Here is a 25,033-nt window from a genome sequence, read left to right on the forward strand (position 1 = left end):
GTGACTGATTCCGTTGATGTCCCCATTATCGCCTCTGTGGTGCCCGGCTACGCCCACCCCGGTGATGCGGGAGCCGATCTGGTCGCCGCCGAGGCGGTGCACCTGGCGCCCGGAGAGCGGGCGCTCGTCGCCACCGGCGTGCGCATCGCCCTGCCCGAGGGGTATGCCGCATTCGTGGTGCCGCGCAGCGGCCTCGCGGCCAAGCACGGGATCTCGATCGTGAACTCACCCGGCACGGTGGATGCCGGCTACCGGGGTGAGATCAAGGTGAGTCTGATCAACACCGACATCCGTAGCGCGTACGATGTGGCCGTCGGCGATCGCATCGCGCAGCTGATCGTGATGCCCGTGACCCGGGCGGTCTTCATCCCGGTCGAGGAGCTGCCAGAGAGCGTCCGCGGCGAGGGTGGCTTCGGCTCGACGGGCTACCAGGCAGGATCCCATTCCCCTTCGGCAGGACAGACCAATGACTGATGACAACGCGACTCCTTCCAAGTCGGCCCCGGATGACCGGGCGACGCAAGGCCCCTTCGACGACTCCGAGGCGAACCCCGTCCGCCCGTACATCGATCTCGGCGGCATCAAGATCCTTCCGCGCGAGGGGCTGAACCTCCGGCTGGAGGTCGAGGAGCAGTCCAAGCGGATCGTCGCCGTCGGGCTGGACTACGCCGATTCGTCGCTGCAGGTGCAGCCCTTCGCCGCACCGCGTTCGGGCGGCCTCTGGGACGAGACGCGGGTGCAGCTGCGCGATCAGGTGCGCACCCAGGGCGGTCGCGTCGAGGAGCGCGACGGCCCCCTCGGCAAGGAGCTTCTCGCCGAGGTTCCCGCGGCCGCGAACGAGGGCTCCGAACTGCGCCTCGCGCGCTTCATCGGCATCGACGGGCCCCGCTGGTTCCTGCGCGGAGTCATCGGCGGAGCCGCCGCATCCAATCTCGAGGCGGCCGCCAAGGTCGAGGACCTCTTCCGGTCGATCGTCGTCGTCCGCGGCGGAGCACCGATGCCCCCGCGCGACCTGATCCCCCTGAAGATGCCCGCTACTCCCGGCTCCGCGTGACTGCCCCGGCCCCCGAGCCCGGCCGCGAGCAGAGCGCGTCGGACATCGTCGGCGCCGCTCTCGGCGGCGCCGCCCGACGAGCAGGCCTCGATCCGAACGAGAGCGGCGCGACGCACCAGGTGGTGTGGTCCGCGATCGGCGGGTGGCGCGGGATTCTCGAATCCGTCCTGCCGAGCCTCGCGTTCGTCATCCTCTTCACCATCCGGCCCGAGCCGCTGATCATTCCTCTGGGAGTGTCGGTCGGGCTCGCCGCGGTGTTCACGGTCGTGCGTCTGATCCAGAAGTCGCCACCGTCAGCCGCCATCGGCGGCCTCGTCGCCGCGGCGGCCGCCGCCGCGCTCGCACTGTGGACGGGGCGCGGCGAAGACAACTTCGTGCCCGGCCTCATCACGAATGCCGTCTACGGCACCGGCATGCTCGTCTCGGCGCTGATCGGCTGGTCGCTGATCGGGATCGCCGTCGGATTCCTGATGGGGGAGGGCACCGCATGGCGGCGCGATCGTCGCAAGCGTCGTGCGTTCCTGTGGCTCGGTGTCGCGTGGGCCGCTCTGTTCTTCGCACGTCTCGCGGTGCAGCTGCCGCTGTATCTTGCCGGAGACGTGACCGCCCTGGGCACGCTGAAGCTCATCATGGGGCTGCCGCTCTTCGCGCCCCTCATCGCCGTCACCTGGCTTGTCGTACGCGCGCTGTATCCGCGCGGTGCCGATGCCGGGACGACAGCCCAGACGTGATAGATTTATCTTGACATCAAGATAAATTGCAGGCTTTCGCCCGGGCGAAGAGCGGAGCAGACTGGTTAGGTCTGCCTTGCTAGCCGCAGGGGCTCGCTGGCGAGCAAGATGGAGGCGCCTGTCGCTCCCATCCGAATAGAAGGAGACGGAATCGTGTCCACGGTGAACAGCTTCGGTGCCAAGAGCACCCTGACGGTCGGCAGCACCGACTACGAGATCTTCCGCATCGACACGGTGCCCGGTTTCGACAAGCTCCCTTTCAGTCTCAAGGTCCTCCTCGAGAACCTGCTTCGCACCGAGGACGGCGCGAATGTGACGAAGGCGCAGATCGAAGCACTGGGTTCGTGGGATGCTGCGGCTGAGCCGAGCACCGAGATCCAGTTCACGCCGGCCCGTGTGGTCATGCAGGACTTCACCGGTGTTCCCTGCATCGTCGACCTCGCGACCATGCGCGAGGCCGTCACGGCACTGGGTGGCGACGCGAACAAGATCAACCCGCTTTCGCCCGCCGAGATGGTCATCGACCACTCGGTGATCGCCGACCTCTTCGGTTCCGACAACGCTCTCGAGCGCAACGTCGAGATCGAGTACGAGCGCAACGGCGAGCGGTACCAGTTCCTGCGCTGGGGCCAGACGGCCTTCAGCGACTTCAAGGTCGTTCCCCCCGGAACCGGCATCGTGCACCAGGTCAACATCGAGCACCTGGCCAAGGTCATCTACGACCGCGAGGTCGACGGCGTGCTGCGTGCCTACCCCGACACCTGTGTCGGCACCGACTCGCACACCACGATGGTCAACGGTCTCGGCGTGCTCGGGTGGGGCGTCGGCGGCATCGAGGCCGAGGCCGCGATGCTCGGTCAGCCTGTCTCGATGCTCATCCCGCGCGTCGTCGGATTCAAGCTCTCGGGCGAGATCCCGGCCGGCGTCACGGCCACCGACGTCGTGCTCACCATCACCGACCTGCTGCGCCAGCACGGCGTCGTCGGCAAGTTCGTCGAGTTCTACGGCGAGGGAGTGGCATCCGTGCCTCTGGCCAACCGCGCGACGATCGGCAACATGTCGCCCGAGTTCGGTTCGACGGCGGCGATCTTCCCGATCGACGACGTCACGCTCGACTACCTGCGTCTGACCGGTCGAAGCGACGAGGCCGTCGCGCTGGTCGAGGCATACGCCAAGGAGCAGAAGCTGTGGCACGACGCCACGCAGGAGCCCGTGTTCAGCGAGTACCTCGAGCTCGACCTCGGCACCGTCGTGCCGTCGATCGCCGGCCCGAAGCGCCCGCAGGACCGCATCCTGCTCTCCGACGCGAAGTCGCAGTTCGAGCAGGACATCCTGGCGTACGCGAGCGCTTCGACGTCGGACGACGTGGTCGACCTCGAGTCGAAGCACTCGTTCCCCGCGTCCGACCCCGGCGCCGTTCCGGGCGAGGAGGAGCCCCGCACGACCCGTCCGGTGCACATCAACAGCGGTGCCCCGGCGAACGCGTCGAAGCCCGTGCCGGTCACCACGCCGTCGGGCGAGAAGTACATCCTCGACAACGGAGCGGTCACCCTCGCGGCGATCACCTCGTGCACCAACACCTCGAACCCCTCGGTGATGATCGCTGCGGGCCTGGTCGCCCGCAAGGCGCTCGAGAAGGGTCTGAAGCAGAAGCCGTGGGTCAAGACCACCCTCGGCCCCGGCTCGAAGGTCGTCACCGACTACTACGAGAAGTCCGGTCTCGACAAGGACCTCGAGGGCCTCGGCTTCTACACGGTCGGATACGGCTGCACGATCTGCATCGGAAACTCCGGACCGCTGATCGAAGAGGTGTCCGAGGCGATCAACTCGCACGACCTCGCCGTCACGGCCGTCCTCTCGGGAAACCGCAACTTCGAGGGACGCATCAGCCCCGACGTGAAGATGAACTACCTCGCCAGCCCGCCGCTGGTGATCGCCTACGCACTGGCGGGGTCGATGCACTTCGACTTCGAGAACGACGCGCTCGGCAAGGGATCCGACGGCAACGACGTGTTCCTCAAGGACATCTGGCCGACGCCCGACGAGGTGCAGGAGATCGTCGACTCGTCGATCTCGCGCGAGCAGTTCATCAAGCAGTACGCGACCGTCTTCGACGGTGACGAGCGCTGGCGGAGCCTGCCCACCCCGGACGACGACATCTTCCAGTGGGACGAGAACTCGACGTACGTGCGCAAGGCTCCGTACTTCGACGGCATGACGATGGAGCTCACCCCGGTGCGCGACATCGAGGGCGCACGCGTCATGGCGACTCTCGGCGACTCGGTCACGACCGACCACATCTCGCCCGCCGGCAACATCAAGCCCGGCACCCCGGCGGCTCAGTACCTCACCGAGCACGGCGTCGACCGCAAGGACTTCAACTCCTTCGGATCGCGTCGAGGCAACCATGAGGTCATGATCCGCGGCACGTTCGCGAACATCCGCCTGAAGAACCTGATGGTCTCGGCCGTCAACGACGGCCAGGTCGTCGAGGGTGGCTATACCCGCGACTTCACCCAGCCCGGCGGACCGCAGTCGTACATCTACGACGCGAGCATGAACTACCAGGAGCAGGGCACGCCCCTCGTCATCTTCGGTGGCAAGGAGTACGGTTCGGGATCCTCGCGTGACTGGGCGGCCAAGGGCACGAGCCTTCTCGGAGTCAAGGCGGTCATCACCGAGAGCTTCGAGCGAATCCACCGCTCGAACCTGATCGGCATGGGCGTCGTCCCGCTGCAGTTCCCGGCCGGCGAGAGCTGGGAGTCTCTGGGACTCGACGGCACCGAGATCGTCTCGATCTCGGGGCTCGAGGAGCTCAACAGCGGTGTGACCCCGAAGACGGTCCGCGTGACCGCCACGCCGAGTGAGCACTCGCCCGAGGGCAAGCAGGTCGTCGAGTTCGACGCGATCGTGCGCATCGACACCCCCGGTGAGGCGGACTACTACCGCAACGGCGGCATCCTGCAGTACGTGCTGCGTTCGCTGGTCTGATCCACCGATCGGAGGGGCCCGGTTCTTCGGAGCCGGGCCCTTTCCGCGTCTCGGCCCCGGTGTCAAGGGGAGCCGGTTCTCCGAGCTTTCCCGGGTGCCCGGGGTAGGATCGACCAGGCGTCCGAACCGGAATCGGCGCCGCGAACGGTGCCTATGAGGAGGTGCAGATGCCCATTCTTCCGAGCATCTTAGGACCCCGTGATCTCGACTCGCTGTCCGAGGATCAGCTGATCGAGCTCGCCGGGGAGATCCGCGAGTTCCTCGTCGAGAACGTGTCGCGCACCGGGGGGCATCTCGGCCCCAACCTCGGTGTCGTCGAGCTCACGATCGCTCTGCACCGCGTCTTCTCGTCGCCTGACGATCCCTTCATCTTCGACACCGGACATCAGTCCTACGTGCACAAGCTCCTCACCGGGCGCCAGGACTTCTCGTCGCTGAGAGTGCGCGGCGGTCTCGCGGGGTACCCGCAGCGTGGTGAGAGCCCGCACGACGTGGTCGAGTCCTCGCATGCATCGAGCTCGCTCAGCTGGGCCGACGGCGTCTCGCGGGCGCTGACCGCGACGGGCCGGGCCGACCGGCATGTCGTCGCCGTCGTCGGTGACGGCGCTCTCACCGGAGGCATGACCTGGGAGGCGCTCAACAACATCTCCGACGACAACGACCGCAACCTCGTGATCGTCGTGAACGACAACGGCCGCTCATACGCGCCGACCATAGGCGGCATGTCGCGGTTCCTCAACCGGGTGCGCACCGCTGCGGCCTACAAGGACCTGCACCACAAGTCGGACCGGCTGTTCCGTGCGTTCGGTCCCGTGGGCCGTGCGGTGTTCCGCGGGGTCCGCGGCGGCACGCACGGATTCCTCTCGCGATTCACGAACAACGAGGCACTGTACTCGAACCTCGACATCAAGTACCTCGGCCCTGTCGACGGGCATGATCTGCCGGCTCTGCTCGAGACGCTCGAGCTCGCGAAGTCCTACGGTGCGCCGGTGATCGTGCACACGATCACCGAGAAGGGCCGCGGCTACCAGCCGGCTCGCGACGATGAGGCCGACCAGTTCCACGCTGTCGGGCGCATCGACCCGGCGACGGGCGAGACCCTCTCCTCGAGCGGAACGGGATGGTCGGATGTGTTCTCCGAGTCGCTCGTGGCGATCGGGGAGCGTCGCAGCGATGTCATCGCGATGACCGCGGCGATGCTGCGACCGACGGGCCTCGCGCCCTTCGCCGAGCGCTTCCCCGATCGGGTGTACGACGTGGGCATCGCCGAGCAGCACGCGGTGGCCTCTGCGGCAGGTCTCGCCTTCGGGGGTCTGCACCCCGTGGTCGCGGTCTACGCCACCTTCATGGGGCGCGCGTTCGACCAGGTGCTCATGGACGTCGCTCTGCATCGGGCGGGCGTGACCTTCGTGCTCGACCGCGCCGGAGTCACCGGTCCCGACGGACCCAGCCACCACGGGATGTGGGACCTCGCGATGCTGCAGATCGTCCCGCACATCCGTATCGCCGCGCCGCGTGACGGCGCGCGCCTGCAGGAGGCTCTCGACGAAGCGGTGCTCGTCGACGATGCGCCGACCGTCATCCGGTTCCCGAAGGGTGATGTCGCGGCGGACCTGCCGGCGATCGAGCGCCTCCACGACGGGGTCGATGTGCTCGCCCGGGGCGAGTCCGAGGATGTGCTGCTCATCGGCATCGGCCCGTTCGCCGCGCTCGCTATGGACGTGGCGGAGCGCCTGCGCGCGCAGGGCATCGGCGCCACGGTGATCGATCCGCGCTGGGCGATCCCGGTGCAGCCGTCGATCGTGAGCATGGCGGCGCGTCACCGTCTCGTCATCACCATCGAGGACGGCATCCGTGTCGGTGGGATCGGCACGCGCGTTCGTCAGGTGCTTCGCGAGGCCGGCATCGACACGGCGGTCGACGAGCTGGGGCTTCCCGACGAGTTCATCGACCACGCGTCTCGGGACCAGATCCTCGCCGACGCCGGCCTCACGGCGTCGAAGATCGCACAGGACGTCGTCTCGCAGGTGCTCGGCACCCGCATCCCCGTCGCTCGGGACGCGGGATCGAGCGGGACCATCGATCTGCCGCTGCACGAACGGGGCTGACACCGGCCGAGTTCCGCGCCAGGGCGGCTGACGGTCGCCGCGGCAGACAGGGGGCGATCAGTTCAGCGCGTGGAGGGCGGCGACAGCCTGTGCGCCGCGATCGGCGTCGCGGAGCGCCGCGGAGAGCAGGTAGCCGTCGGTGAGCGCATCGCCGGTGACCATGACGCGCACCAGTTCGACGCCGCACGCGCGGCGTACGTCCTCGGCACTGGCCGTGATCACCCGGGTGTTGATCTCGTCGTTGTGGGGCAGCTCTGCGGCGTCGAGTCCGCGGATGACGTCGCGCAGCGCCGCGCCCACGATGTGCGAGGCGCGTTCGGCGACGTTGACGACGTCGAGTTCGAACACCCTGAGGTCTCGTCCGGTCGGGATGGGTCGCCACTCGAACGACGCGTGCACGCGATGTTGACGGCCGTTCGCGCCGGTCATCTCCCGCGCGGGCAGATCGGTGGCCCGGCAGCGCACATCGATGAGCCGGTACCAGTAGAACAGAGGGAACGCACCGTGGGAACCGGGATCCAGCACGACGACCTCGCCGACTGCTCCGCCGCGGGAGGTGGGACGACGCTGCGGTCGGTTCCGGATGATCGGCTTGCCGTTGCGTGTGCGGATCGCAGCCCACCCCTCGTCGACAGTGACGATGAAGATCTTCAGCAGCGCCGGCACGACCAGGAGGATCGTGAGAATGGCCGTGCCGGTCTTGAAGAGCCCCGACATTCCTTTGCCGCCCAACATCGAGAGGAGCATGTCCATGGCACCACTGTGCCCCCTCGATCAGGCTCCGAGTGACCTCTTCGGGGTGCGGGCGCAGGTGTTCATGCGCTGTTCGGCGCCCGTTATCCGACGTGCCGCGAAGCGGATACGGTGTGCCGTGGTGACGCCGGCGCAGCGCGGTCAGGGGAGTGTCGAGAGGACCTCGGCGACGACCGACTCGACATATGCCCGATGCTGCTCCCTGTCATCGTCGACGAGGCCGATCCGGGTGCGGCGATCGAGGACATCGTCGGCAGTCATCGCGCCCTCCGCGCGGACGGCGAACTCGATGATCGCGCGAGAGATGCGTCGCCGGTCTGCGACCGCCCCGGCTGTGTCCGTCAGGCGGAGGGAGGCTGTGCGGCTTGCGTCGGCTGTGAGTCCGGCCGATGCCACGGCGAGGTCGACCGCCTCCTCCGCCATGCGCCGGTAGGTGGTCAGCTTTCCTCCGAGCACGGTGACGACGCCGTGCGCGGAGACGTCGACCAGATGCCGGCGGGAGATGTCGGCCGTCGCCCTTCCCGCGGTGTCGACGAGAGGGCGCAGACCCGCGAAGGATCCCCTGACCTGCGCCCGGGTGATCGGGGCCGACAGCGCGCGGTTCAGGGTCGTGAGAAGGAAGTCGATCTCGCCCTCCGTCGCCTCAGGCACGCGGGGCACAGGACCCGGCGCATCCTCATCGGTGAGCCCGACGATCACCCGCCCCTGCTGCTGCGGCAGGGCGAACACGTAACGACTGATCGAACCCTCGTGCGGAATCGTGAGCGCGCCGCACGGGTCGCCCAGGTCAGCCGCATCGAGCACGATGTGTGTCCCGCGGCTGGGCCGCACGGTGATCGACTCGTCCAGGCTCCCGGCCCAGACTCCGGTGGCATTGACGACCGACCGGGCGCGCACGTCCAGGCGCTCGCCCGTCAGCATGTCTTCGGCGGTCGCGCCATCAGCGCGCAGAGCGAGTGCTCGCACCCGTGTGAGGATGTGGGCGCCGTGGCTGGCCGCGGTCCTGGCGACCGTCACGACGAGACGGGCGTCGTCGATCAGCTGCCCGTCGTACGAGAGCATTCCTCCGCTCAGCCCTTCGTCGGAGAGGGAGGGGAAGAGGCGCTTGGCGGTTCGGGACGAGACGAGACGTGGTGGCGGCAAGTAGCGACGTGGTGTGCCGGCTCTGATCCGCAGCAGATCGCCCAGGGTCATCCCGACGACGCCCGCTGCTCGCTGGCGGGTCGACACTCCGGCCGTGAACGGCAGCAGCTGGGCGAGGGGGCGGATGAGATGCGGTGCGATCCGGGTCATCAGCAGGTGACGCTCGAACGCGCTCTCCTTCGCTGTGGCCACATCGCCGGTGGCGAGATACCGGAGCCCGCCGTGCACCAGTTTCGAACTGAACCGGCTGGTGCCGAACGCGAGGTCCTCGGCCTCGAGAAGAGTGACGCTCAGTCCCCGAGAAGCGGCGTCGAGTGCGACCCCCGCGCCCGTGATGCCTCCGCCGATCACCAGGACGTCGACGGTCTGCTCCGCGGCGCGTGCGAGTTCCGCTGCCCGACGCGCGACGTTGAGGTCGGGGGAGTGCGCGGTCATGGCCGCAGGAGACCGTCGAGTGCTGCGCGGAGCTCGCGCTCCCAGGACGCTTCGGAGAGAAGCTCCGAGACCGTTCCGTGCGAGAGCACGGCCGACTGGGCGATGAGCAGCAGCATGACGGCGATCTCGCCGGGATCGCCCTGTCTCGCCGATCCTCCCTCCTGCGCCGCTGCGATCGCGGTCGCCAGCCAGCTCAGGATCAGGCGTTGGCTCGATCCCACCCGCTGCAGCGTGTAGCGGGTGAACGCCTCAGGCTCGTCGGCGAGGAGCCTGCCGTACACATCGTCGGCGCGGAAGAGCGTGGAGAAGCGCAGCACGTCGTCGACGAGGCCCTGCCGGGTGCGGGTATGGGCGGGGAACTCCGCGAGGATCATGGAGACGCGCCGCAGGAGAGCCGAGCGCACGACATCGTCGGCGTCGTTCCAGCTGCGGTAGATCGTCGGGCGGCTGTGCCCGGCGCGCCGCGCGAGCTCCGCGATCGTCACGCCATGCACACCACGGCGACTGATCAGCGCGTCGGCGGCATCGAGGATACGCGACTGGGTGAGATCCCATTCGGGGCCGCCGTCGGACACCGCCTCGAGGACTCCTTGACGTTCTTCCATGATGTGTCACACTGTAACGCATGAGCTCAGAGAGCGGCAGGGTCGCCGTGACCTCGGTCATGCGATGGAACGGCTGGGGTGACCCGGCCAGGGCTTCAGATCTGCCGCGCGCCGTGCGGATGCTGTTGCCGCTGCTGCTCGGACGGGTGCAAAAGCCCGCGCCGGCGGTGGAGCTCGCCGAGGTGAGCCTCGAACCGTCGTCGCTGCGTGATGACGATCGGCAGGCGCTGGCTGACGTGGTCGGCGCCGAGCGCGTCGACACCTCGAGTGAGGCGCGTATCCGCCATGCCGGTGGACGCTCGACTCCGGACCTGCTCAGGCGGCGCGAGCGGCAGCAGGCGTCGCCGGATGCCGTCGTGCTGCCGGGGAGCCATGATGAGGTCGCGGCCCTGCTCCGGGTGTGCGCCGACCGCAGGATCGCCGTGATCCCCTTCGGTGGCGGAACGAGCGTGGTCGGCGCCCTGGAGCCCGAGCGCGGCACGCACCGAGCGGTCGTCAGCCTCGATCTGCGTCGGCTCTCCGGTCTGCTGCGTCTCGATGAGGTGAGCGGCGAGGCGACCCTCGCGGCCGGAACGACAGGGCCGGACGCCGAGGCGCTGCTGGCAGCGAGAGGATTCGAGCTCGGCCACTATCCGCAGAGCTTCCGCTACGCGACGATCGGAGGGTTCGCGGCTGCGCGCTCGTCCGGTCAGAGTTCGGCGGGATACGGGCGGTTCGACTCCATGGTCACTGGCCTCAGAGTCGCGACGCCGACCGGCGACATCGATCTCGGGCGGTCGCCGGGCTCTGCAGCCGGCCCCGACCTGATCCGCGTCTTCCTGGGCTCGGAGGGCATCTTCGGCGTGATCACCGAAGTGAGGGTCCGAGTCCACCGCGTGCCCCACGACCGTCTCTTCGAAGCCTGGAGCTTCGCAGACTTCACGCAGGGCGTCGAGGGGCTCCGCCGTGTGACGCAACGCGGCGGCGGCCCGACCGTGCTCCGTCTGTCAGACGAGGCGGAGACCGCGGTCAGCCTCGCCCAGCTCGGCCGGATCGGGAAGGCGCTCGCGAAAGGGGCGAGCGTCATCACCGTCTACGAGGGCGACGACATCGCCGCACGGCGAGCGCGCACCTCAGCGATCTTCGAGGCGGTCGGTGGCGTGTCGTCGGGGGAGCGCGCCGCCGAGGACTGGCTGGACGGGCGCTTCGACGGTCCGTACCTGCGTGATTCGCTGCTGGACGCGGGGGTGTTCTGCGAGACGCTCGAGACCGCGACCACCTGGTCGAACCTGCTGCACCTGAGAGCGGAGGTCACTGCGGCACTCCGAGCGGGATTCGAGGAGGTCGGCGCCCGGTCGTACGTCATGTGCCACGTCTCGCACGTCTATCCCACCGGCGCCTCGCTCTATTTCACGGTGATCGCGAACATCCGCTCCGACCCCCTGGACACGTGGGCGGCGGTCAAAGGGCGGGCGAATGATGCGATCCTCGCCGCGGGCGGCACCATCAGCCATCACCACGCGGTCGGTCGTGACCATGCCGCGTGGCTGGAGCAGGAGATCGGAGAGACGGGGGTGCGGATCCTCGCGGCGATCAAGCGGGAGCTCGATCCAACATGCATCCTGAATCCGGGCGCCGTCATCCCGTCGGATCGGTCGCGTTGACGTGGCCGAGCACATCGCGGTGCTGTCGAATCCGTCGGCGGGAAAGGGGCGTGGCGCCCATGCATCCGAGGCCGCGCTGGCGCACCTGCGCTCCCGCGGGGCTGACGTTCGGGCATACGCAGGGGAATCGGCCGCAGCGAGTCGGGCGCTCGTCGGCCGCGCGCTCGAGGAACGCCCCCGGGTGCTCGTCGTGGTCGGCGGAGACGGCACACTGTCCGGCGTCCTCGATGCGGTGTGCGACGCGGGCGTGCCTGTGGTCCTCGTGCCGGCAGGCACCGGGAACGACCTCGCTCGAGCCCTGGCGCTGCCGCGCCGCGACCCCGTCGCAGCGGCCGAGCTCGCCCTCACGGGTGTGCCACGCACGATCGATGTCGGCGAGGTCCAGACGGCCGGCCGAGTCGATCTGTTCCTGACGATCGCCGCTCTCGGGTTCGACGCGAAGGTGAGCGACCGCACGAATCGCCTGCGCTGGCCGCACGGCGTGCTTCGCTACTACCTGGCGCTGGTCGTGGAACTCGTCCGGCTGCGGCCGATGGACTTCACCGTCGCCCTCGAGGGCGCCGATCCTGCTCGCGTGCCGGGAACGCTCGTCGCGGTGGGCAACACGGCGAGCTACGGAGGTGGCATGCCCTTGTGCGCGGGCGCCACAGCAGACGACGGGATGCTGGACATCGTGCACGTCGCGCCGCTGACCCGGTTGCGACTGCTGCGGCTGTTCCCGCTCCTGCTCCGCGGTGCGCATCTGACGCGGCCCGAGGTCACCCGTCGGCGGGCTCGCACTGTGACGGTGAGCGCGCCGGGGCTCGTCGTCTATGCCGACGGAGAGCGGATCGCTGAAGACGAATGCACGATCGGAATCCGGCGCTCTGCGTTGACGATCCTCGTCCCCTCGGATGCCGGAGCGCCACGATGAGCGGCGTCTCGAGTGTCGCGCACGATCCCGAGACCTTCGACGAGGACGTCGTCGTGATCGGCTCAGGATTCGGCGGATCGGTCGCCGCGCTGCGGCTGGTCGAGAAGGGCTACCGGGTCCGTGTGTTCGAGGCGGGCCGACGCTTCGAGGACGAGGACTTCGCGAAGACGAGCTGGGACGTCCGCCGCTATCTGTGGGCACCCAGGCTCGGCTGTTTCGGCATCCAGCGCATCCATCGCCTGCCGCACGTGATGATCCTCGCCGGGGCGGGCGTGGGCGGAGGGTCGCTCAACTACGCCAATACGCTGTATCAGCCGGGCGGAGCATTCTTCGCCGATCCGCAGTGGGGCGCTCTCGCGGACTGGGAGGCCGAGCTGTCGCCGCACTACTCGACGGCGAAGCGGATGCTGGGGGTGGTCGAGCGCTACCCGCTCACGGGCCCCGTGGAGCGCATCATGGCGGGAGCCGCCGACGACCTCGGCGTCGGCGGCACGTTTCGGCACGCGCCGGTCGGGGTCTTCTTCGGCACACCGGGAGTGCGCACACCCGACCCGTTCTTCGGAGGGGCGGGTCCTGACCGGACAGGGTGCACACTCTGCGGCAACTGCATGGTCGGATGCCGTGTCGGAGCCAAGAACACGCTCGTGAAGAACTACCTGGCGCTGGCGGAGAAGAGGGGTGCGGTCGTCGAGGCGCTGCGCACCGTCACCGAGGTGCGCCAGCTCGCCGGCGGCGGGTTCGCCGTGACGACGGAGCGAAGCGGGGCGTGGTTCCGGCACGACCGTCGCACCGTGAGGGCACGTCAGGTGGTGCTCGCAGCGGGCACCTGGGGCACGCAGCAGCTGCTGCACCGGATGAAGCGCTCCGGCGCGCTGCCCCGGGTCTCGGATGCGGTGGGTCGCCTCACGCGGACCAACTCGGAGGCGCTCGACGGTGCCGTCGCCGTCGCCGTTCCGGCGTCGCTCGACCTCGCGCGCGGCGTGGCGATCACGACCTCGTTCCACATCGACGAGAACACCCACGTCGAGAATGTCCGATACGGACCGGGGTCGAACCTGATGGGCGCGCTGGCTTCGCCGATGGTGCCGGGCGACCGCGGTCTCGGAGGCCGCCTCGGACATCTGCTGGGACAGTCCGTGCGCGCGCCCATTCGCCAGATGCGCCTGGGATCTCTGCGACGCTGGAGTGAACGAGGCATCATCGCCCTCGTGATGCAGACGCTCGACAACTCGCTCACGCTGTCGCTTCGCCGCGGATTCGGACGAGTGGTCATGACCAGCGCGCAGGGTCACGGCGAACCGAACCCCAGTCATCTCCCGCAGGCTCATCGCGCCGCGGCGGCGATCGCGGCGCGGGTCGAGAAGGAGGGCGGAGTGCCGGCGGAGGCCCGTGGTTCCTGGCCGGAGATCTTCGGCATCCCGCTCACTGCCCACTTCCTCGGCGGGGCGGTGATCTCCGGCTCACCCGAGACGGGAGTGGTCGATCGATTCCATCGAGTGTGGGGCCACCCGGGGCTGCACGTCGTCGACGGCGCAGCGGTGCCGGCGAATCCCGGGGTCAACCCGTCGCTGACCATCACCGCGCTCGCTGAGCGGGCGATGTCGTTCTGGCCGCGTTCGGGTGAGCGCGACGAGCGTCCGACACCGTAGACGCACCGGAGGGGGCCGCCAGATGGCGACCCCCTCCGGTGTCCAGGTCAGCGGTGCGCGATGCCGCGGATCTGCGGGGTGTGGAACTCGCCCCCGAATGCGCGCTGGGAGGCGCCCTCACGGTCGAGGTAGGGCGAGGCCCCACCATCGATGAAGGGCCAGCCCGCGCCGAGGATGAGGCACAGGTCGATGTCCTCGACCTCCGGCACGACCCCCTCGTCCAGCATGAGCTTGATCTCACTCGCGAGGCCGTCCTGCACCCGCTCGAGGATCGTCTGGGCCGCCGCGGGGGTCTTGCCGACGGCGGGCTTGAGCAGCTTCTCGGCCTGCTTCGTCCAGCCGGTCACACGACCGCCCTTGTCCTTCTCGATGACCGCGTCGAGTTCTGCCAGCGCGTGAAAGTTCTCGTTCGCGTAGAAGCGGTCGGGGAACGCGTGAGCCATGGTGTCCTGCACATGGGCGGCGACCTTCCATCCGACCAGGTCGATCAGCTGGAAGGGGCCCATCGGGAGTCCGAGAGGTGCGAACGCCTTCTCGACATCCGTGATCGGGGTCCCCTCGTACACGGCTCGAGCGGCCTCGCCCATGACCTTGGCCAGCAGGCGGTTGACGACGAAGCCCGGCGCGTCGGCGGTGAGCACCGCGTTCTTGCCCAGGTTCTTCGCGACCACGAACGCGGTCGACAGCGCACCCTCGGACGTCACAGGCGTCTTCACGATCTCGATCAGCGGCATCACCGCGACCGGGTTGAAGAAGTGGAACCCGACAAGGCGCTCGGGGTGCGCGAGCTGGGCGCCGATCTCCTCGACCGAGAGCGATGACGTGTTGGTCGCCAGGATCGCATCTTCGGCGATGATCTTCTCGATCTCGCCGAACACCTGCTGCTTGACCCCGACCTCCTCGAACACGGCCTCGATGACGAAGTCGCAGTCCGCGTACAGGCTCTTGTCGGTCGTCCCGGTCACGAGCGCACGCAGCTTGTTCGCGGAGTCTGCGTCCAGGCGACCCTTGCCCTCGAGCTTGCCGATCTCCTCGTGGATGTAGGCGACGCCCTTGTCGACGCGCGCCTGGTCGAGGTCGGTGATGAGCACCGGCACCTGGAGCTTCCGCACGAACAGGAGCGCGAACTGGCTCGCCATGAGGCCGGCGCCGATGATGCCGACCTTGGTGACCTTCTTGGCGAGGGCCTTGTCCGGTGCGCCGACGGGACGCTTGGCACGCTTCTGCACGAGGTCGAACGCGTACATGGATGCCGCGAACTGGTCGCCCGTGACGAGCTCGGCGAGCGCCTCGTCCTCCCGCGCGAAACCCTCCGCCTTCGTGCCGCTCTTCGCCTTGTCGAGCAGTTCGAGTGCGGCGTACGGCGACTTCGGGACGGTGCCGATCTTCGACTCGAGCATGCCGCGCGCCATCTTGATGGCGATCGGCCACTTCGTCAGTCGCTCGATCTTGCCCGGCTCGTTCCTGCGCTCGACCTTCTTGCCGCCGAGGACGGCGTCGGCCCAGGCCAGCGAATTCTCGAGGTAGTTCGCGGCGGGGAAGATCGCGTCGACGATGCCCAGGTCGAACGCCTGCTGCGGCTTCAGCATGCGGTTCTGTTTGAGCGGATTCGAGATGACGACGTCGAGCGCGTTCTCGATCCCGATCAGGTTCGGCAGCAGGTAGGCGCCGCCCCAGCCGGGGATGATCCCGAGGAAGACCTCGGGGAGCGCGATCGCCGCGGCGGACGCGTCGACCGTGCGGTAGCTCGAGTTGAGTGCGATCTCGAGCCCGCCTCCGAGTGCGAGGCCGTTCACGAAGGCGAAGGACGGCACTCCGAGCTCGCCGAGCTTTCCCAGCACCTTGTGGCCGAGCTGCGCGATCAGGCGGGCGTTGTCACGCGAGCCGACCTTGCTGATGTCCGAGAGATCAGCCCCTGCGGCGAGGATGTACTGCTTGCCCGTGATGCCGACGGCCTGGATCTCCCCGGCTGCCGCGCGAGCGGCGAGGCCGTCCAGCGTCTCACCGAGAGCGGTGAGCGTCGCCGGCCCGAGGGTGTTCGGACGTGTGTGGTCACGGCCGTTGTCGAGGGTGATCAGCGCCAGGACCTTGCCGGAGGCGAGACGGATGTCGCGCACGGGGGAGCGGGTGATCACCTCGCCGTCGGTGAGCGCCTGGATGGGCGAGAAGTCGACGTTCGCGTACTGCTCGGAAATCGAATGTGCCATCGGCGCTTACTTCCTCTTCTTGCCGTCGAAGTGCGGGTTCTCCCAGATGACCGAGCCGCCCTGCCCGAGACCGACGCACATGGCCGTCAGGCCGTAGCGCACATCGGGTCGCTCGGCGAACTGCGCCGCGAGCTGGATCATCAGACGCACGCCGGATGCCGCGAGCGGGTGCCCGAGCGCGATCGCGCCGCCCCACTGGTTGACCCGAGGGTCGTCGTCGGCGATGCCGAAGTGGTCGAGGAGCGAGATCACCTGGATGGCGAACGCCTCGTTCAACTCGAACAGGCCGATGTCGGCGATCGTGAGACCGGCTTTCTTGAGCGCCTTCTCCGTCGAGGGGATCGGGCCGATCCCCATGATCTCCGGCTGCACGCCGGCGAAGGCGAACGAGACCATGCGCATCTTCGGGGCGAGACCGAACTCCTTCACCGCGCCGCCTCCGGCGAGCAGCGACATCGTCGCTCCGTCGGTCAGCGGAGACGACGTTCCGGCGGTCACCCGGCCGTGCGGGCGGAACGGCGTCTTGAGCGCCGCGAGATCCTCCATCGTGGTCTGCGGACGGCGACCTTCGTCCTCTGTCGCGAGCCCCCACGCGCCGTCGGCCGTCTTGGTGGCGACAGACACGAGGTCCGGCTGGATCTTGCCGGCGTCGTACGCGGCCTGCACCTTGTGCTGGCTGAGCATGCCGAACCGGTCCGAGCGCTCCTTGGTGAGGTGCGGGAAGCGGTCGAAGATGCGCTCGGCCGTGACGCCCATGTTCAATGCGCCCGGATCGACCATCTTCTCCGCGACGAACCGCGGGTTCGGGTCGGCGTTGCCGCCGATCGGGTGGTGTCCCATGTGCTCCACACCGCCGGCGAGAGCGAAGTCGTACATGCCGACTCCGATCGATGCTCCCATGGTCGTGACGCTGGTCATCGCCCCGGCGCACATGCGCTCGACCGCGAGTCCCGGCACCGTCTGCGGGAGTCCGGCGAGGATCGCCACGGAGCGTCCGAGGGTCAGGCCCTGGTCTCCGGTCTGGCTCGTCGCGGCGATGGCCACGTCGTCGATGCGGTCGGCCGGAACGGCTGCGTTCCGCTCCATGAGGCCGATGGTCGCCTTGACGGCGAGGTCATCAGCGCGGGTGTTCCAGTACATGCCTTTTTCGCCGGCGCGCCCGAAGGGGGTGCGCACTCCATCGACGAAGAAGACGTCCGAGATCTCGGCCACTCTGCCTCCAAGTTTGTGCGGTGGCCTCAGTCTATGGAGGGCCGGAAACCGGGAGGAATCGGTTGGATCGAACCTACGAAGCCGGGCTGGACGCCTCGTCAGGCGTTTGCGCTGCCTCTACAAAGGCGTCTGCGATCTTCTGTGCAGTCTGTGCAATCTGCCAGGGGCGGGCGCCGAGTGCGGCGAGCGCCTGGCCGATGGCCTCCGCTGTCGTTCCGGGCACATCCCACGCCACACGGCGCAGATGATCGGGGGTCAGCAGATTCTCCGTCGGCATCCCGAGCTCGTCGGCTGTGGCCTCGACGACCGGCCGCGCGGCCTTGAGTCGCGCGTCGGCCTCCGGATTGCGATCTGCCCAGGCCCGCGGCGGCGGCAGCGTGTCACTGGGAACCCGCTCCCGCGGAAGCTCCTCGGTGGACCGTCCGTCGACCATCGCCTGCCACCAGCGGTCGAGCTGGGTGCGGCTCGCTCGGCCCTGGAAGTCCTTGATGCCCGCGAGTGCCTGCTTGCTCTGCGGGTTCGCGAGCACCGCCGCGATCAGAGAGCGATCGGGCACGAGGCGGCCGGGGGAGACGTCCTGATCCTGGGCGAAGCTCTCGCGCGCCTGCCACAGCGAGCGGGCGACCGCGAGGTTGCGGGCGCCGCGCACCTGATGCAGCCCGCTGAGCCGACGCCACGGGTCTTCGCGAGGCGGCTTCGGCAGTCGAGCGAGCGTGGCCGCGAACTCCTCGGCCGCGAACTCCGTCTTGCCCTGCTCCTCGAGCTCCGCTTCCAGCGCCTCGTAGACGTCGATGAGGTGCAGCACATCGAGCGCCGCATACTCGAGCCATGCGGCGGGCAGGGGTCTGGTCGACCAGTCCGCCGCGGAGTGCTCCTTCTTGAGCGTGATGCCCAGAGTGCTCTCCACGACGGCGGCGAGACCGACACGGTCATGACCCAGCAGGCGCGAGGCGAGCTCGGTGTCGAAGATCGTCTGGGGGAGCAGATCGAGTTCGCGGAGAGACGGAAGGTCCTGGCTGGCTGCATGGAACACCCAGAGGGCGTCACCGATGGCCTGTTGCAGGGGACTGAAGTCACCCAGGGCAGGAGGGTCGAACAGGAACACGCCCGCGTCGCGGCGGAACACCTGCACGAGATACGCCCGCTGGGAGTAGCGGAATCCGGATGCCCTCTCGACGTCGACGGCGACAGGCCCTGTGCCTGCGGCCAGTGCGGCGCATGCCGCATGGAACTCCGAGACGTCGGAGATCACGGAGTACTCAGTCACGTGCTGCCTTTCGCGCGCCGATAACGGCGATGCCCTCAGAACCGGGCGGAAGACCCGCCAGCATCCCGACCAGTTCGACCCAGGCCTCGACATGGGGTGTGAAGGGGCCCTCGGGTGTCCAGGACGCCCTCAACTCTATCTGTGCCCCGTCTCCTTCGTCCGCGAGCCCTCCGAACCCCTTGGACAGGGTCTTGGTCGACGTGCCGGACGCGGAGTGATACCCGGCCCCCCTGGAGTCGAGCGCATCGACGAGCCACGACCAGGTGACATCGGCGAGCAGGGGATCCGTGCCGATCTCCGTCTCGAGCGGTGCCTGCGCGAAGATCACGATCCGCCAGTCGCCGTTCCATGCCGCGGGGTTGTCCGGGTCATGCAGGAGCACGAAGCGTCCGGTCCCGTATGCTGACTCGCCATCGTCGCCCGGGCGTACGTCTGCTGCGAGCGCGAGGGCATGCGGAGCGAGGCCCTGCGGCGTCGCTATCTCGCGAATGGTGATGTCTGAGCGGAAGGCGATGTCGCGCAGTTCGGCCACGGCGGCGTCGAAGATCGTCCCGGCATCGGGGTGTGCGGTCACGGCAACAGGCTAGAGTCAGGAAGCGATGAAGAGTCTCAGGCACGCCGTTGCACTCCTTGTCCCTGCTCTGCTCGCTCTGGGGACGGCGTCGGCTCTGCTCGTCTTCAGCGTCGCGCGTCGCGTCGTCATGCCGGCGAAGCGACCCGCGAACGATGAGATCCTCGCCGTCGACACCGGGGCACAGACGATCGAACTCACGCGGACGCGCGACACCGAGCTGCCGGGGCGATACGGTCTCTTCACCTCGGGCACGTACGGCTACGTCAAGCTCGGCGCCGTGCTGAGCGCCGATGCGACCACCGTGCGGCGCAAGCTGCTGACGCAGATCGAACCCGGTGCCCGCGTCGACCGGAACGCCGCGTTCAGCGGGTGGTACTACTCCACTCCCGGCGAGCTCCATCTGCCTTGGCAGAACGTGCTCATCGGCTCGCCGGCCGGACCCTGCCCTGCGTGGCTGTTCCCCGGCGACTCCTCCACGTGGGTCATCCAGGTGCACGGCCGCGGAGTGACGCGTGCGGAGTGCCTTCGAGCTGTTCCCGTCCTGCAGGCGGCAGGACTCCCGAACCTCGTCGTCTCCTACCGCAATGACGGTGAGGCTCCGCGCAGCAGGAGCGGTGCGTACGCCCTGGGCGCCGCCGAATGGCGCGACGTGGACGCGGCCGTGTCCTACGCGCTCCGACACGGCGCTGATCGGGTCATCCTGATGGGATGGTCGATGGGCGGAGCCGTCGCGATGCAGACCGCTCTGAACTCGGGCAACCGCGACCGCATAGCCGGCCTCATCCTCGAGTCACCGGTGATCGACTGGCGCAGCGTGCTGCGTTTCCAGGCGCGGCAGGCCGGCGTGCACGCGCCGTTGCCGGATCTGGCCATGGGCGCGCTGTCCGTCCCGATCACCGCGCGTCTCAGCGGGGCGGAGAACGCGATCCCGTTCGACAGCCTCGACATGGTCGCGCGCGCCGACGAGCTGTCGGTGCCCACCCTCATCCTGCACAGCGAGGACGATGGGTTCGTCCCGGCCGACGCGTCGCGCGCACTCGCGACGGCGCGTCCCGACCTCGTGACGATGCCCCGGTTCACCGTCGCGCGGCACACCAAGATCTGGAACTACGACCAGGCGGGCTGGAGCGACGCCATCACCGGATGGCTCGCAGCACAGGGTCTCAGCGCTTCTGCGCGACCTGCTTCTTAGCGCGCATCAGCATGCCCGTCATCCCGCCGATGCGCAACGGCGACACCGCGCGGGTGAGGCCGATCGACTGCGGATAGTCGTCGGGGATCGCGAGGACCTCGTCAGGCGTGAGTCCTGAGATGCCCTGCACGAGGATGCTCGCGAATCCGCGCGTGGTGGGTGCCTCCGGGGGAGCGGTGGCGTGCATCGTCACCACTCCGTCAGCCACCTCGACGTAGATGTAGACCGGCGACTGGCATTCCGCGACGCGTTCGCACATCTCGGGATGGTTCGTGACCTCCTCGGAGACCTCGGGCAGCTCGTCCGAATACTCCAGCAGGAGCAGCAGTCGATCCGCCTCGGGGGTCTCGAGGAATCCGTCGCGGATCTCGGCGAGGGTGTCAGGAACGTGCGAGGTGCTCATCCCTGTCATTCTCACACGATCAGAGGGATCCGGGCTCCGCGCCCGTCACGATCGGAACACGCACCGCGCTGCCCCATTCGGTCCACGAGCCGTCGTAGTTGCGGACGTTCTCGAACCCGAGCAGGTGCTTGAGCACGAACCAGGTGTGGCTGGAGCGCTCTCCGATCCGGCAGTACGCGACCACCGCGTCGTCGTCGGAGAGTCCGGCCCCGTCACGATAGATCGCGTCGAGCTCAGCGCGCGACCGGAAGCCGCCGTCCTCCGCGACGGCCTTCGCCCACGGAACGCTCTGGGCGGTCGGGATGTGTCCGGCGCGCAGTGCTCCCTCTTCGGGGTAGGCCGGCGCCGTGGTGCGCTCACCGCTGTACTCCTCCGGGGAGCGCACATCGATCAGAGGGTTGCCGAGGTGGGCGAGGACGTCCTCCTTGTAGGCGCGAATCGCGGAGTCGTCGCGCTCGACCACGGGATACTCCGTCGGTGTGATATGCGGGGCGTCCCGGGTGATCTCGCGTCCCTCGGAGATCCAGCGGTCGCGTCCCCCGTCGAGCAGTCGGACGTCTGCGTGCCCGAACAGAGAGAAGACCCACAGGGCGTAGGCGGCCCACCAGTTGTTCTTGTCGCCGTAGATCACGACGGTGTCGTCGCGGGAAATGCCCTTGCTGCTGAGCAGCTTCGCGAAGCCCTCGCCGTCGACGTAGTCGCGCACCACGGGGTCGTTGAGCTCGGTGTGCCAGTCGACCTTCACGGCGCCCGGGATGTGGCCCGTCTCGTAGAGCAGCACGTCCTCGTCTGATTCCACCACGACCAGGCCGGGGGTGCCGAGGCGCTCTGCCAGCCACTCGGTGGTCACGAGGCGTCCGGGCTCGGCGTACTCGGCGAACTTTGACGAAGTGGTGTCGAACTCGATGGCCACAGGGATCTCCTCAGACGGTGAGCGGCGATGATGCAGGGGGCGACGGCGTAATGTGGAGCCGACACTTCGACGATAGATCCACGCCGTGCGCCCTGCACCCGATTCGTAAGACTTCGACACAGGTGCGCCCCCGACACAGGACCGTGATGACCGACACGCCCAGCCGCACGGGCATCGTGCACCTGACAGAGCGACAGCCGACCGTCACCGGTCCCGAGATGCTGGCCAGTCTCGTGCCGCCGCCGCAATTCGATGACGCGACCTTCGAGAGCTACCGTGCGGACGCGGCGTACCCGTCGCAGGAGGATGCGAAGGAGACGCTCATCCGGTTCGCCGGACGAGGTGCTCCGCCCAAACGCGGCGGGTTCTTCAGCAGAGCGAAGAAGGAGCCGGAGACGAAGCCGGGCGTGTACCTCGACGGAGGATTCGGCGTCGGCAAGACTCACCTGCTGGCTTCGATCTATCACGCCATGCCCGCGCGCAGGAAGTACTTCGGCTCGTTCATCGAGTACACCGCTCTGGTCGGTGCGCTCGGGTACAAGAACACGGTCGACCTGCTCAAGGGCGCCGACCTGCTGTGCATCGACGAATTCGAGCTCGACGACCCGGGCGACACCATGGTGATGACCCGACTCATCGGCGAACTGGTGCCGACCGGCACGAAGCTCGCCGCCACCTCCAACACTCCGCCGAACGCACTGGGCGAGGGGCGCTTCGCGGCGCAGGACTTCCTCCGTGAGATCCACGCGATGGCCGACAGCTTCCAGACGATCCGCATCGACGGCGTCGACTTCCGCCAGCGTGCGCTCGACGGGCACGCCGTGGTGAGCGAGGACGACGCCTACGCCCGTGCCGTCGAGGAGGGCGCCGTCCGGGGGACCGCATCCGACGACTCCTTCGCGGACGTGATCCGTCACCTGGCCCGCGTGCACCCCTCGCGATACCTGCGGATCATCGCCGAGCTCGATCTCGTCGGCCTGCGCGATGTGCACGTCTTGACCGATCAGTCCGAGGCGCTGCGCTTCGTCGCATTCGTCGACCGCGTGTACGACGCGCAGATCCCCATCGTCGCCACCGGTGTGAGCCTCGACCAGGTGTTCGCAGAAGAGATGCTGAACGGGGGATATCGCAAGAAATACCTGCGCGCTGTCTCCAGACTCAATGCACTTACACACGCGGATCGCAGTGTCGCGTAACGCAGTGTTCACACACGCGGCGCCCCTGTAACGTCGCTGCAACAAACCTCACGCATTCCGGAAATCGGGCCTCGTCACACTGAAGCTCTCAGTTTCCCGAATGTGAGGTTTGACTATGGATGCTCCAGGCAACATCTCCTGGGCGATCACCGCGACCGCCCTCGTTCTGCTCATGACGCCCGGCGTCGCCTTCTTCTACGGTGGTCTCGTCAAGGCCAAGAGCGTCGTCAGCATGATGATGATGAGCTTCGGCTCGATCGGCCTCGTCGCCGTTCTCTGGATCCTCTTCGGATTCTCGATGAGCGCCGTCGACAGCCCCACCGCCTTCGCAGGCAACCCGTTCGCCGACTTCGGACTCTCGAGCCTCGCGGCCGGTGAGGGATCGAACGTCGCGCTTCTCGGAGTCGCGTACGGCGCGACCTTCGCGATCATCACCGTCGCCCTGATCTCCGGCGCCATCGCCGACCGCGCCAAGTTCGGCAGCTGGTTGATCTTCGCCGGCGTCTTCGCCACGGTCGGATACTTCCCCGTCGCTGCATGGGTCTGGGGCGGCGGCTGGATCATGAACCTCGGCACCACGCTGTTCGGTGAGGACAGCGGCATCGGCGTGATCGACTACGCCGGTGGTACCGCGGTGCACATCAACGCCGGTGCCGCTGCGCTCGCCCTCGCGATCGTCCTGGGCAAGCGCATCGGATTCCAGAAGGGCATCCTCAAGCCGCACAACGTGCCGCTGACGCTGCTCGGCGCGGCCCTGCTGTGGTTCGGCTGGTTCGGATTCAACGCCGGCGCGGAGTGGCTCGCCGAAGACATGGGCGGGGTCGGACTGATCGGTCTCAACACGCTCGGCGCGACCGCAGCGGCGATCCTCGGCTGGATCCTCATCGAGCGCATCAAGGACGGCAAGGCCACCTCGGTCGGCGCCGCTTCCGGCGCGGTCGCCGGTCTCGTCGCCATCACCCCGGCGTGCGCGAACCTGACCCCCGGATGGTCGCTCCTGCTCGGTGCCGTCGCCGGTATCGTCTGCGCACTGGCCGTCGAGATGAAGTTCCGCCTCGGCTTCGACGACTCGCTCGACGTGGTCGGCATCCACCTCGTGGGTGGCCTCATCGGAACGCTCTACCTCGGCTTCTTCGCGACCGAGACCGGCCTGTTCGTCGGAGGCGATGTGCGCCAGCTCGCCGTCCAGGCGATCGCTGCCCTCGGCGTGCTGATCTACTCGTTCGTCGTCGCCTTCATCATCGGATTCGCGATCGAGAAGACGATCGGGTTCCGCATCACGAGCGAAGACGAGATCGCCGGTGTCGACCAGGTCGTCCACGGCGAGGAGGGCTACGCGCTGGCCGACGCCTGAACTGCGGTTAGGGTGACCGTGTGAGCACTACCAACGGCATCCTGGCACGACTCGCGGAGATCCTCTTCACAGCACTGGGATCTGACCGGGCGTCTCGGACGAACGATCGTCCGAGACGCCCGGTCTCGCGTCTGCGCACCTCATCGGAGGTGCGCTCCGCTTCATCTGACACGCGTCAGGCTTCCCGGGGTACCGAGACGGTGCGAGTCGATCCCGACCGGATCCATGACCTCCGCATCGGCTACGCGCCCGATCGGGACGACGCTCCGGACGCCGGCGAGATCATCTGGACCTGGGTGCCCTACGAGGAGAACGACGGTCGAGGCAAGGACCGACCGGTGCTCGTGATCGGGCGCGAATCCCGTGAGCGCGTCTACGCGGTGCGGATGACGAGCAAGGCGCACGACGGCGACCGCGACTACCTGTCGATCGGGTCCGGCGGTTGGGATTCGCAGGGCCGGGAATCGTGGGTCGACATCGAGCAGCTCTACAGCGTTCATGAGACCGGGCTGCGACGGGAGGCCGCGGTTCTCGACCGCTCGCGCTACGGCAGGGTCGCCTCCGCCCTGATGCGCCGATACGGCTGGACGAGCGCCTGAGTATCCGAGCTGTGTGATCGTCGCAATCCGTTTCGACGACCGCTGCGAACCATCTGTGAGTCGCAGGACGCGACGACACCACAGGAGGAAT

At 68.2% G+C, this 25,033-nt stretch carries 21 protein-coding genes; 12 read left to right on the top strand and 9 right to left on the bottom strand.

Features of this window, described 5'->3' with window-relative positions; all coding sequences use genetic code 11:
* The 5 genes from dut (at position 1) to dxs (ending at position 6,884) form a co-directional block, all read left to right on the top strand.
* On the top strand, positions 1-474 hold the full coding sequence (gene dut / locus AB0N61_RS05560) for a dUTP diphosphatase (RefSeq protein ID WP_185274837.1): 474 nt from the start codon (positions 1-3) through the stop codon (positions 472-474).
* Positions 467-1,054, top strand: a complete 588-nt coding sequence (locus AB0N61_RS05565; protein ID WP_363362343.1) for a DUF3710 domain-containing protein — start codon at positions 467-469, stop codon at positions 1,052-1,054. The genes dut and AB0N61_RS05565 overlap by 8 nt, the downstream gene beginning before the upstream one ends.
* Positions 1,051-1,785 (top strand): DUF3159 domain-containing protein, encoded by a 735-nt coding sequence (locus AB0N61_RS05570; RefSeq protein WP_363362345.1) that lies wholly within the window; start codon positions 1,051-1,053, stop codon positions 1,783-1,785. The genes AB0N61_RS05565 and AB0N61_RS05570 overlap by 4 nt, the downstream gene beginning before the upstream one ends.
* Before the next feature lie 153 nt (positions 1,786-1,938).
* Positions 1,939-4,776, top strand: coding sequence for an aconitate hydratase (locus tag AB0N61_RS05575; RefSeq protein ID WP_363362347.1), 2,838 nt, complete (start codon positions 1,939-1,941; stop codon positions 4,774-4,776).
* Between the two features lie 167 nt (positions 4,777-4,943).
* Complete coding sequence (gene dxs / locus AB0N61_RS05580; protein ID WP_363362349.1) at positions 4,944-6,884, top strand: 1-deoxy-D-xylulose-5-phosphate synthase; 1,941 nt, start codon at positions 4,944-4,946, stop codon at positions 6,882-6,884.
* Positions 6,885-6,941: 57 nt separating this feature from the next.
* Here the strand turns inward: dxs and AB0N61_RS05585 are convergent, their stop codons facing one another.
* From AB0N61_RS05585 to AB0N61_RS05595, 3 genes are all read right to left on the bottom strand, one after another.
* Positions 6,942-7,637 (bottom strand): SPFH domain-containing protein, encoded by a 696-nt coding sequence (locus tag AB0N61_RS05585; protein WP_363362351.1) that lies wholly within the window; start codon positions 7,635-7,637, stop codon positions 6,942-6,944.
* A gap of 141 nt (positions 7,638-7,778) precedes the next feature.
* The gene (locus tag AB0N61_RS05590) at positions 7,779-9,215 is read right to left on the bottom strand and encodes a glycerol-3-phosphate dehydrogenase/oxidase (protein WP_363362353.1); all 1,437 of its coding nucleotides are present in this window, start codon (positions 9,213-9,215) and stop codon (positions 7,779-7,781) included.
* Positions 9,212-9,820, bottom strand: coding sequence for a TetR/AcrR family transcriptional regulator (locus AB0N61_RS05595; protein ID WP_363362355.1), 609 nt, complete (start codon positions 9,818-9,820; stop codon positions 9,212-9,214). Before AB0N61_RS05595 ends, AB0N61_RS05590 begins: the two co-directional genes overlap by 4 nt.
* 20 nt (positions 9,821-9,840) lie before the next feature.
* On the opposite strand from AB0N61_RS05595, the gene AB0N61_RS05600 reads away from it, so the two are divergent.
* The 3 genes from AB0N61_RS05600 to AB0N61_RS05610 are packed head-to-tail and all read left to right on the top strand — an operon-like array spanning position 9,841 to position 14,025.
* Positions 9,841-11,463 (top strand): FAD-binding oxidoreductase, encoded by a 1,623-nt coding sequence (locus tag AB0N61_RS05600; protein ID WP_363362357.1) that lies wholly within the window; start codon positions 9,841-9,843, stop codon positions 11,461-11,463.
* Between the two features lies 1 nt (position 11,464).
* A complete protein-coding gene (locus AB0N61_RS05605) occupies positions 11,465-12,376 on the top strand; it encodes a YegS/Rv2252/BmrU family lipid kinase (RefSeq protein ID WP_363362359.1) in 912 nt (303 codons plus the stop codon).
* Positions 12,373-14,025: a GMC family oxidoreductase gene (locus AB0N61_RS05610; RefSeq protein ID WP_363362361.1), complete on the top strand. Its 1,653-nt coding sequence runs from the start codon at positions 12,373-12,375 to the stop codon at positions 14,023-14,025. Before AB0N61_RS05605 ends, AB0N61_RS05610 begins: the two co-directional genes overlap by 4 nt.
* 47 nt (positions 14,026-14,072) lie before the next feature.
* On the opposite strand, the gene AB0N61_RS05615 is transcribed toward AB0N61_RS05610, so the two are convergent.
* The 4 genes from AB0N61_RS05615 to AB0N61_RS05630 form a co-directional block, all read right to left on the bottom strand.
* Entirely contained in the window at positions 14,073-16,232 is a 2,160-nt protein-coding gene (locus AB0N61_RS05615) for a 3-hydroxyacyl-CoA dehydrogenase NAD-binding domain-containing protein (RefSeq protein WP_363362363.1), read from the bottom strand.
* Between the two features lie 6 nt (positions 16,233-16,238).
* On the bottom strand, positions 16,239-17,444 hold the full coding sequence (locus AB0N61_RS05620) for a thiolase family protein (RefSeq protein WP_363362365.1): 1,206 nt from the start codon (positions 17,442-17,444) through the stop codon (positions 16,239-16,241).
* A 73-nt stretch (positions 17,445-17,517) separates the two neighbouring features.
* Positions 17,518-18,711, bottom strand: a complete 1,194-nt coding sequence (locus AB0N61_RS05625; RefSeq protein WP_363362367.1) for an HRDC domain-containing protein — start codon at positions 18,709-18,711, stop codon at positions 17,518-17,520.
* On the bottom strand, positions 18,704-19,285 hold the full coding sequence (locus AB0N61_RS05630) for a DUF3000 domain-containing protein (RefSeq protein WP_167943219.1): 582 nt from the start codon (positions 19,283-19,285) through the stop codon (positions 18,704-18,706). The genes AB0N61_RS05625 and AB0N61_RS05630 overlap by 8 nt, the downstream gene beginning before the upstream one ends.
* A 25-nt stretch (positions 19,286-19,310) precedes the next feature.
* Between AB0N61_RS05630 and AB0N61_RS05635 the strand changes: the two genes are divergently transcribed.
* Positions 19,311-20,477: an alpha/beta fold hydrolase gene (locus AB0N61_RS05635; RefSeq protein ID WP_363362368.1), complete on the top strand. Its 1,167-nt coding sequence runs from the start codon at positions 19,311-19,313 to the stop codon at positions 20,475-20,477.
* On the opposite strand, the gene AB0N61_RS05640 is transcribed toward AB0N61_RS05635, so the two are convergent.
* Positions 20,449-20,880 (bottom strand): SufE family protein, encoded by a 432-nt coding sequence (locus AB0N61_RS05640; protein ID WP_363362369.1) that lies wholly within the window; start codon positions 20,878-20,880, stop codon positions 20,449-20,451. The two genes, AB0N61_RS05635 and AB0N61_RS05640, sit on opposite strands and share 29 nt — an antisense overlap.
* A 19-nt stretch (positions 20,881-20,899) precedes the next feature.
* Positions 20,900-21,793: a sulfurtransferase gene (locus tag AB0N61_RS05645; protein WP_363362370.1), complete on the bottom strand. Its 894-nt coding sequence runs from the start codon at positions 21,791-21,793 to the stop codon at positions 20,900-20,902.
* A gap of 146 nt (positions 21,794-21,939) precedes the next feature.
* Between AB0N61_RS05645 and zapE the strand changes: the two genes are divergently transcribed.
* From zapE to AB0N61_RS05660, 3 genes are all read left to right on the top strand, one after another.
* Positions 21,940-22,989 (top strand): cell division protein ZapE, encoded by a 1,050-nt coding sequence (gene zapE / locus AB0N61_RS05650; RefSeq protein WP_363362372.1) that lies wholly within the window; start codon positions 21,940-21,942, stop codon positions 22,987-22,989.
* A 115-nt stretch (positions 22,990-23,104) separates the two neighbouring features.
* Positions 23,105-24,343 (top strand): ammonium transporter, encoded by a 1,239-nt coding sequence (locus AB0N61_RS05655; protein ID WP_167943384.1) that lies wholly within the window; start codon positions 23,105-23,107, stop codon positions 24,341-24,343.
* Between the two features lie 20 nt (positions 24,344-24,363).
* A complete protein-coding gene (locus tag AB0N61_RS05660; RefSeq protein WP_363362374.1) occupies positions 24,364-24,942 on the top strand; it encodes a type II toxin-antitoxin system PemK/MazF family toxin in 579 nt (192 codons plus the stop codon).
* The last annotated feature ends 91 nt before the right edge of the window (positions 24,943-25,033 follow it).

Origin of the sequence: Microbacterium sp. NPDC089320 (assembly GCF_040684875.1) — a bacterium.
GTDB lineage: Bacteria > Actinomycetota > Actinomycetes > Actinomycetales > Microbacteriaceae > Microbacterium.

What these genes read in the sequence shown, in the direction of transcription:
- AB0N61_RS05595 (WP_363362355.1), bottom strand. Translation starts at nt 9,820, where the DNA reads ATGGAAGAACGTCAAGGAGTCCTCGAGGCGGTGTCCGACGGCGGCCCC.
- zapE (WP_363362372.1), top strand. Translation starts at nt 21,940, where the DNA reads ATGACCGACACGCCCAGCCGCACGGGCATCGTGCACCTGACAGAGCGA.
- AB0N61_RS05635 (WP_363362368.1), top strand. Translation starts at nt 19,311, where the DNA reads ATGAAGAGTCTCAGGCACGCCGTTGCACTCCTTGTCCCTGCTCTGCTC.
- AB0N61_RS05615 (WP_363362363.1), bottom strand. Translation starts at nt 16,232, where the DNA reads ATGGCACATTCGATTTCCGAGCAGTACGCGAACGTCGACTTCTCGCCC.
- AB0N61_RS05655 (WP_167943384.1), top strand. Translation starts at nt 23,105, where the DNA reads ATGGATGCTCCAGGCAACATCTCCTGGGCGATCACCGCGACCGCCCTC.
- AB0N61_RS05565 (WP_363362343.1), top strand. Translation starts at nt 467, where the DNA reads ATGACTGATGACAACGCGACTCCTTCCAAGTCGGCCCCGGATGACCGG.
- AB0N61_RS05590 (WP_363362353.1), bottom strand. Translation starts at nt 9,215, where the DNA reads ATGACCGCGCACTCCCCCGACCTCAACGTCGCGCGTCGGGCAGCGGAA.
- dxs (WP_363362349.1), top strand. Translation starts at nt 4,944, where the DNA reads ATGCCCATTCTTCCGAGCATCTTAGGACCCCGTGATCTCGACTCGCTG.
- AB0N61_RS05585 (WP_363362351.1), bottom strand. Translation starts at nt 7,637, where the DNA reads ATGGACATGCTCCTCTCGATGTTGGGCGGCAAAGGAATGTCGGGGCTC.
- AB0N61_RS05640 (WP_363362369.1), bottom strand. Translation starts at nt 20,880, where the DNA reads ATGAGCACCTCGCACGTTCCTGACACCCTCGCCGAGATCCGCGACGGA.
- AB0N61_RS05600 (WP_363362357.1), top strand. Translation starts at nt 9,841, where the DNA reads ATGAGCTCAGAGAGCGGCAGGGTCGCCGTGACCTCGGTCATGCGATGG.
- AB0N61_RS05610 (WP_363362361.1), top strand. Translation starts at nt 12,373, where the DNA reads ATGAGCGGCGTCTCGAGTGTCGCGCACGATCCCGAGACCTTCGACGAG.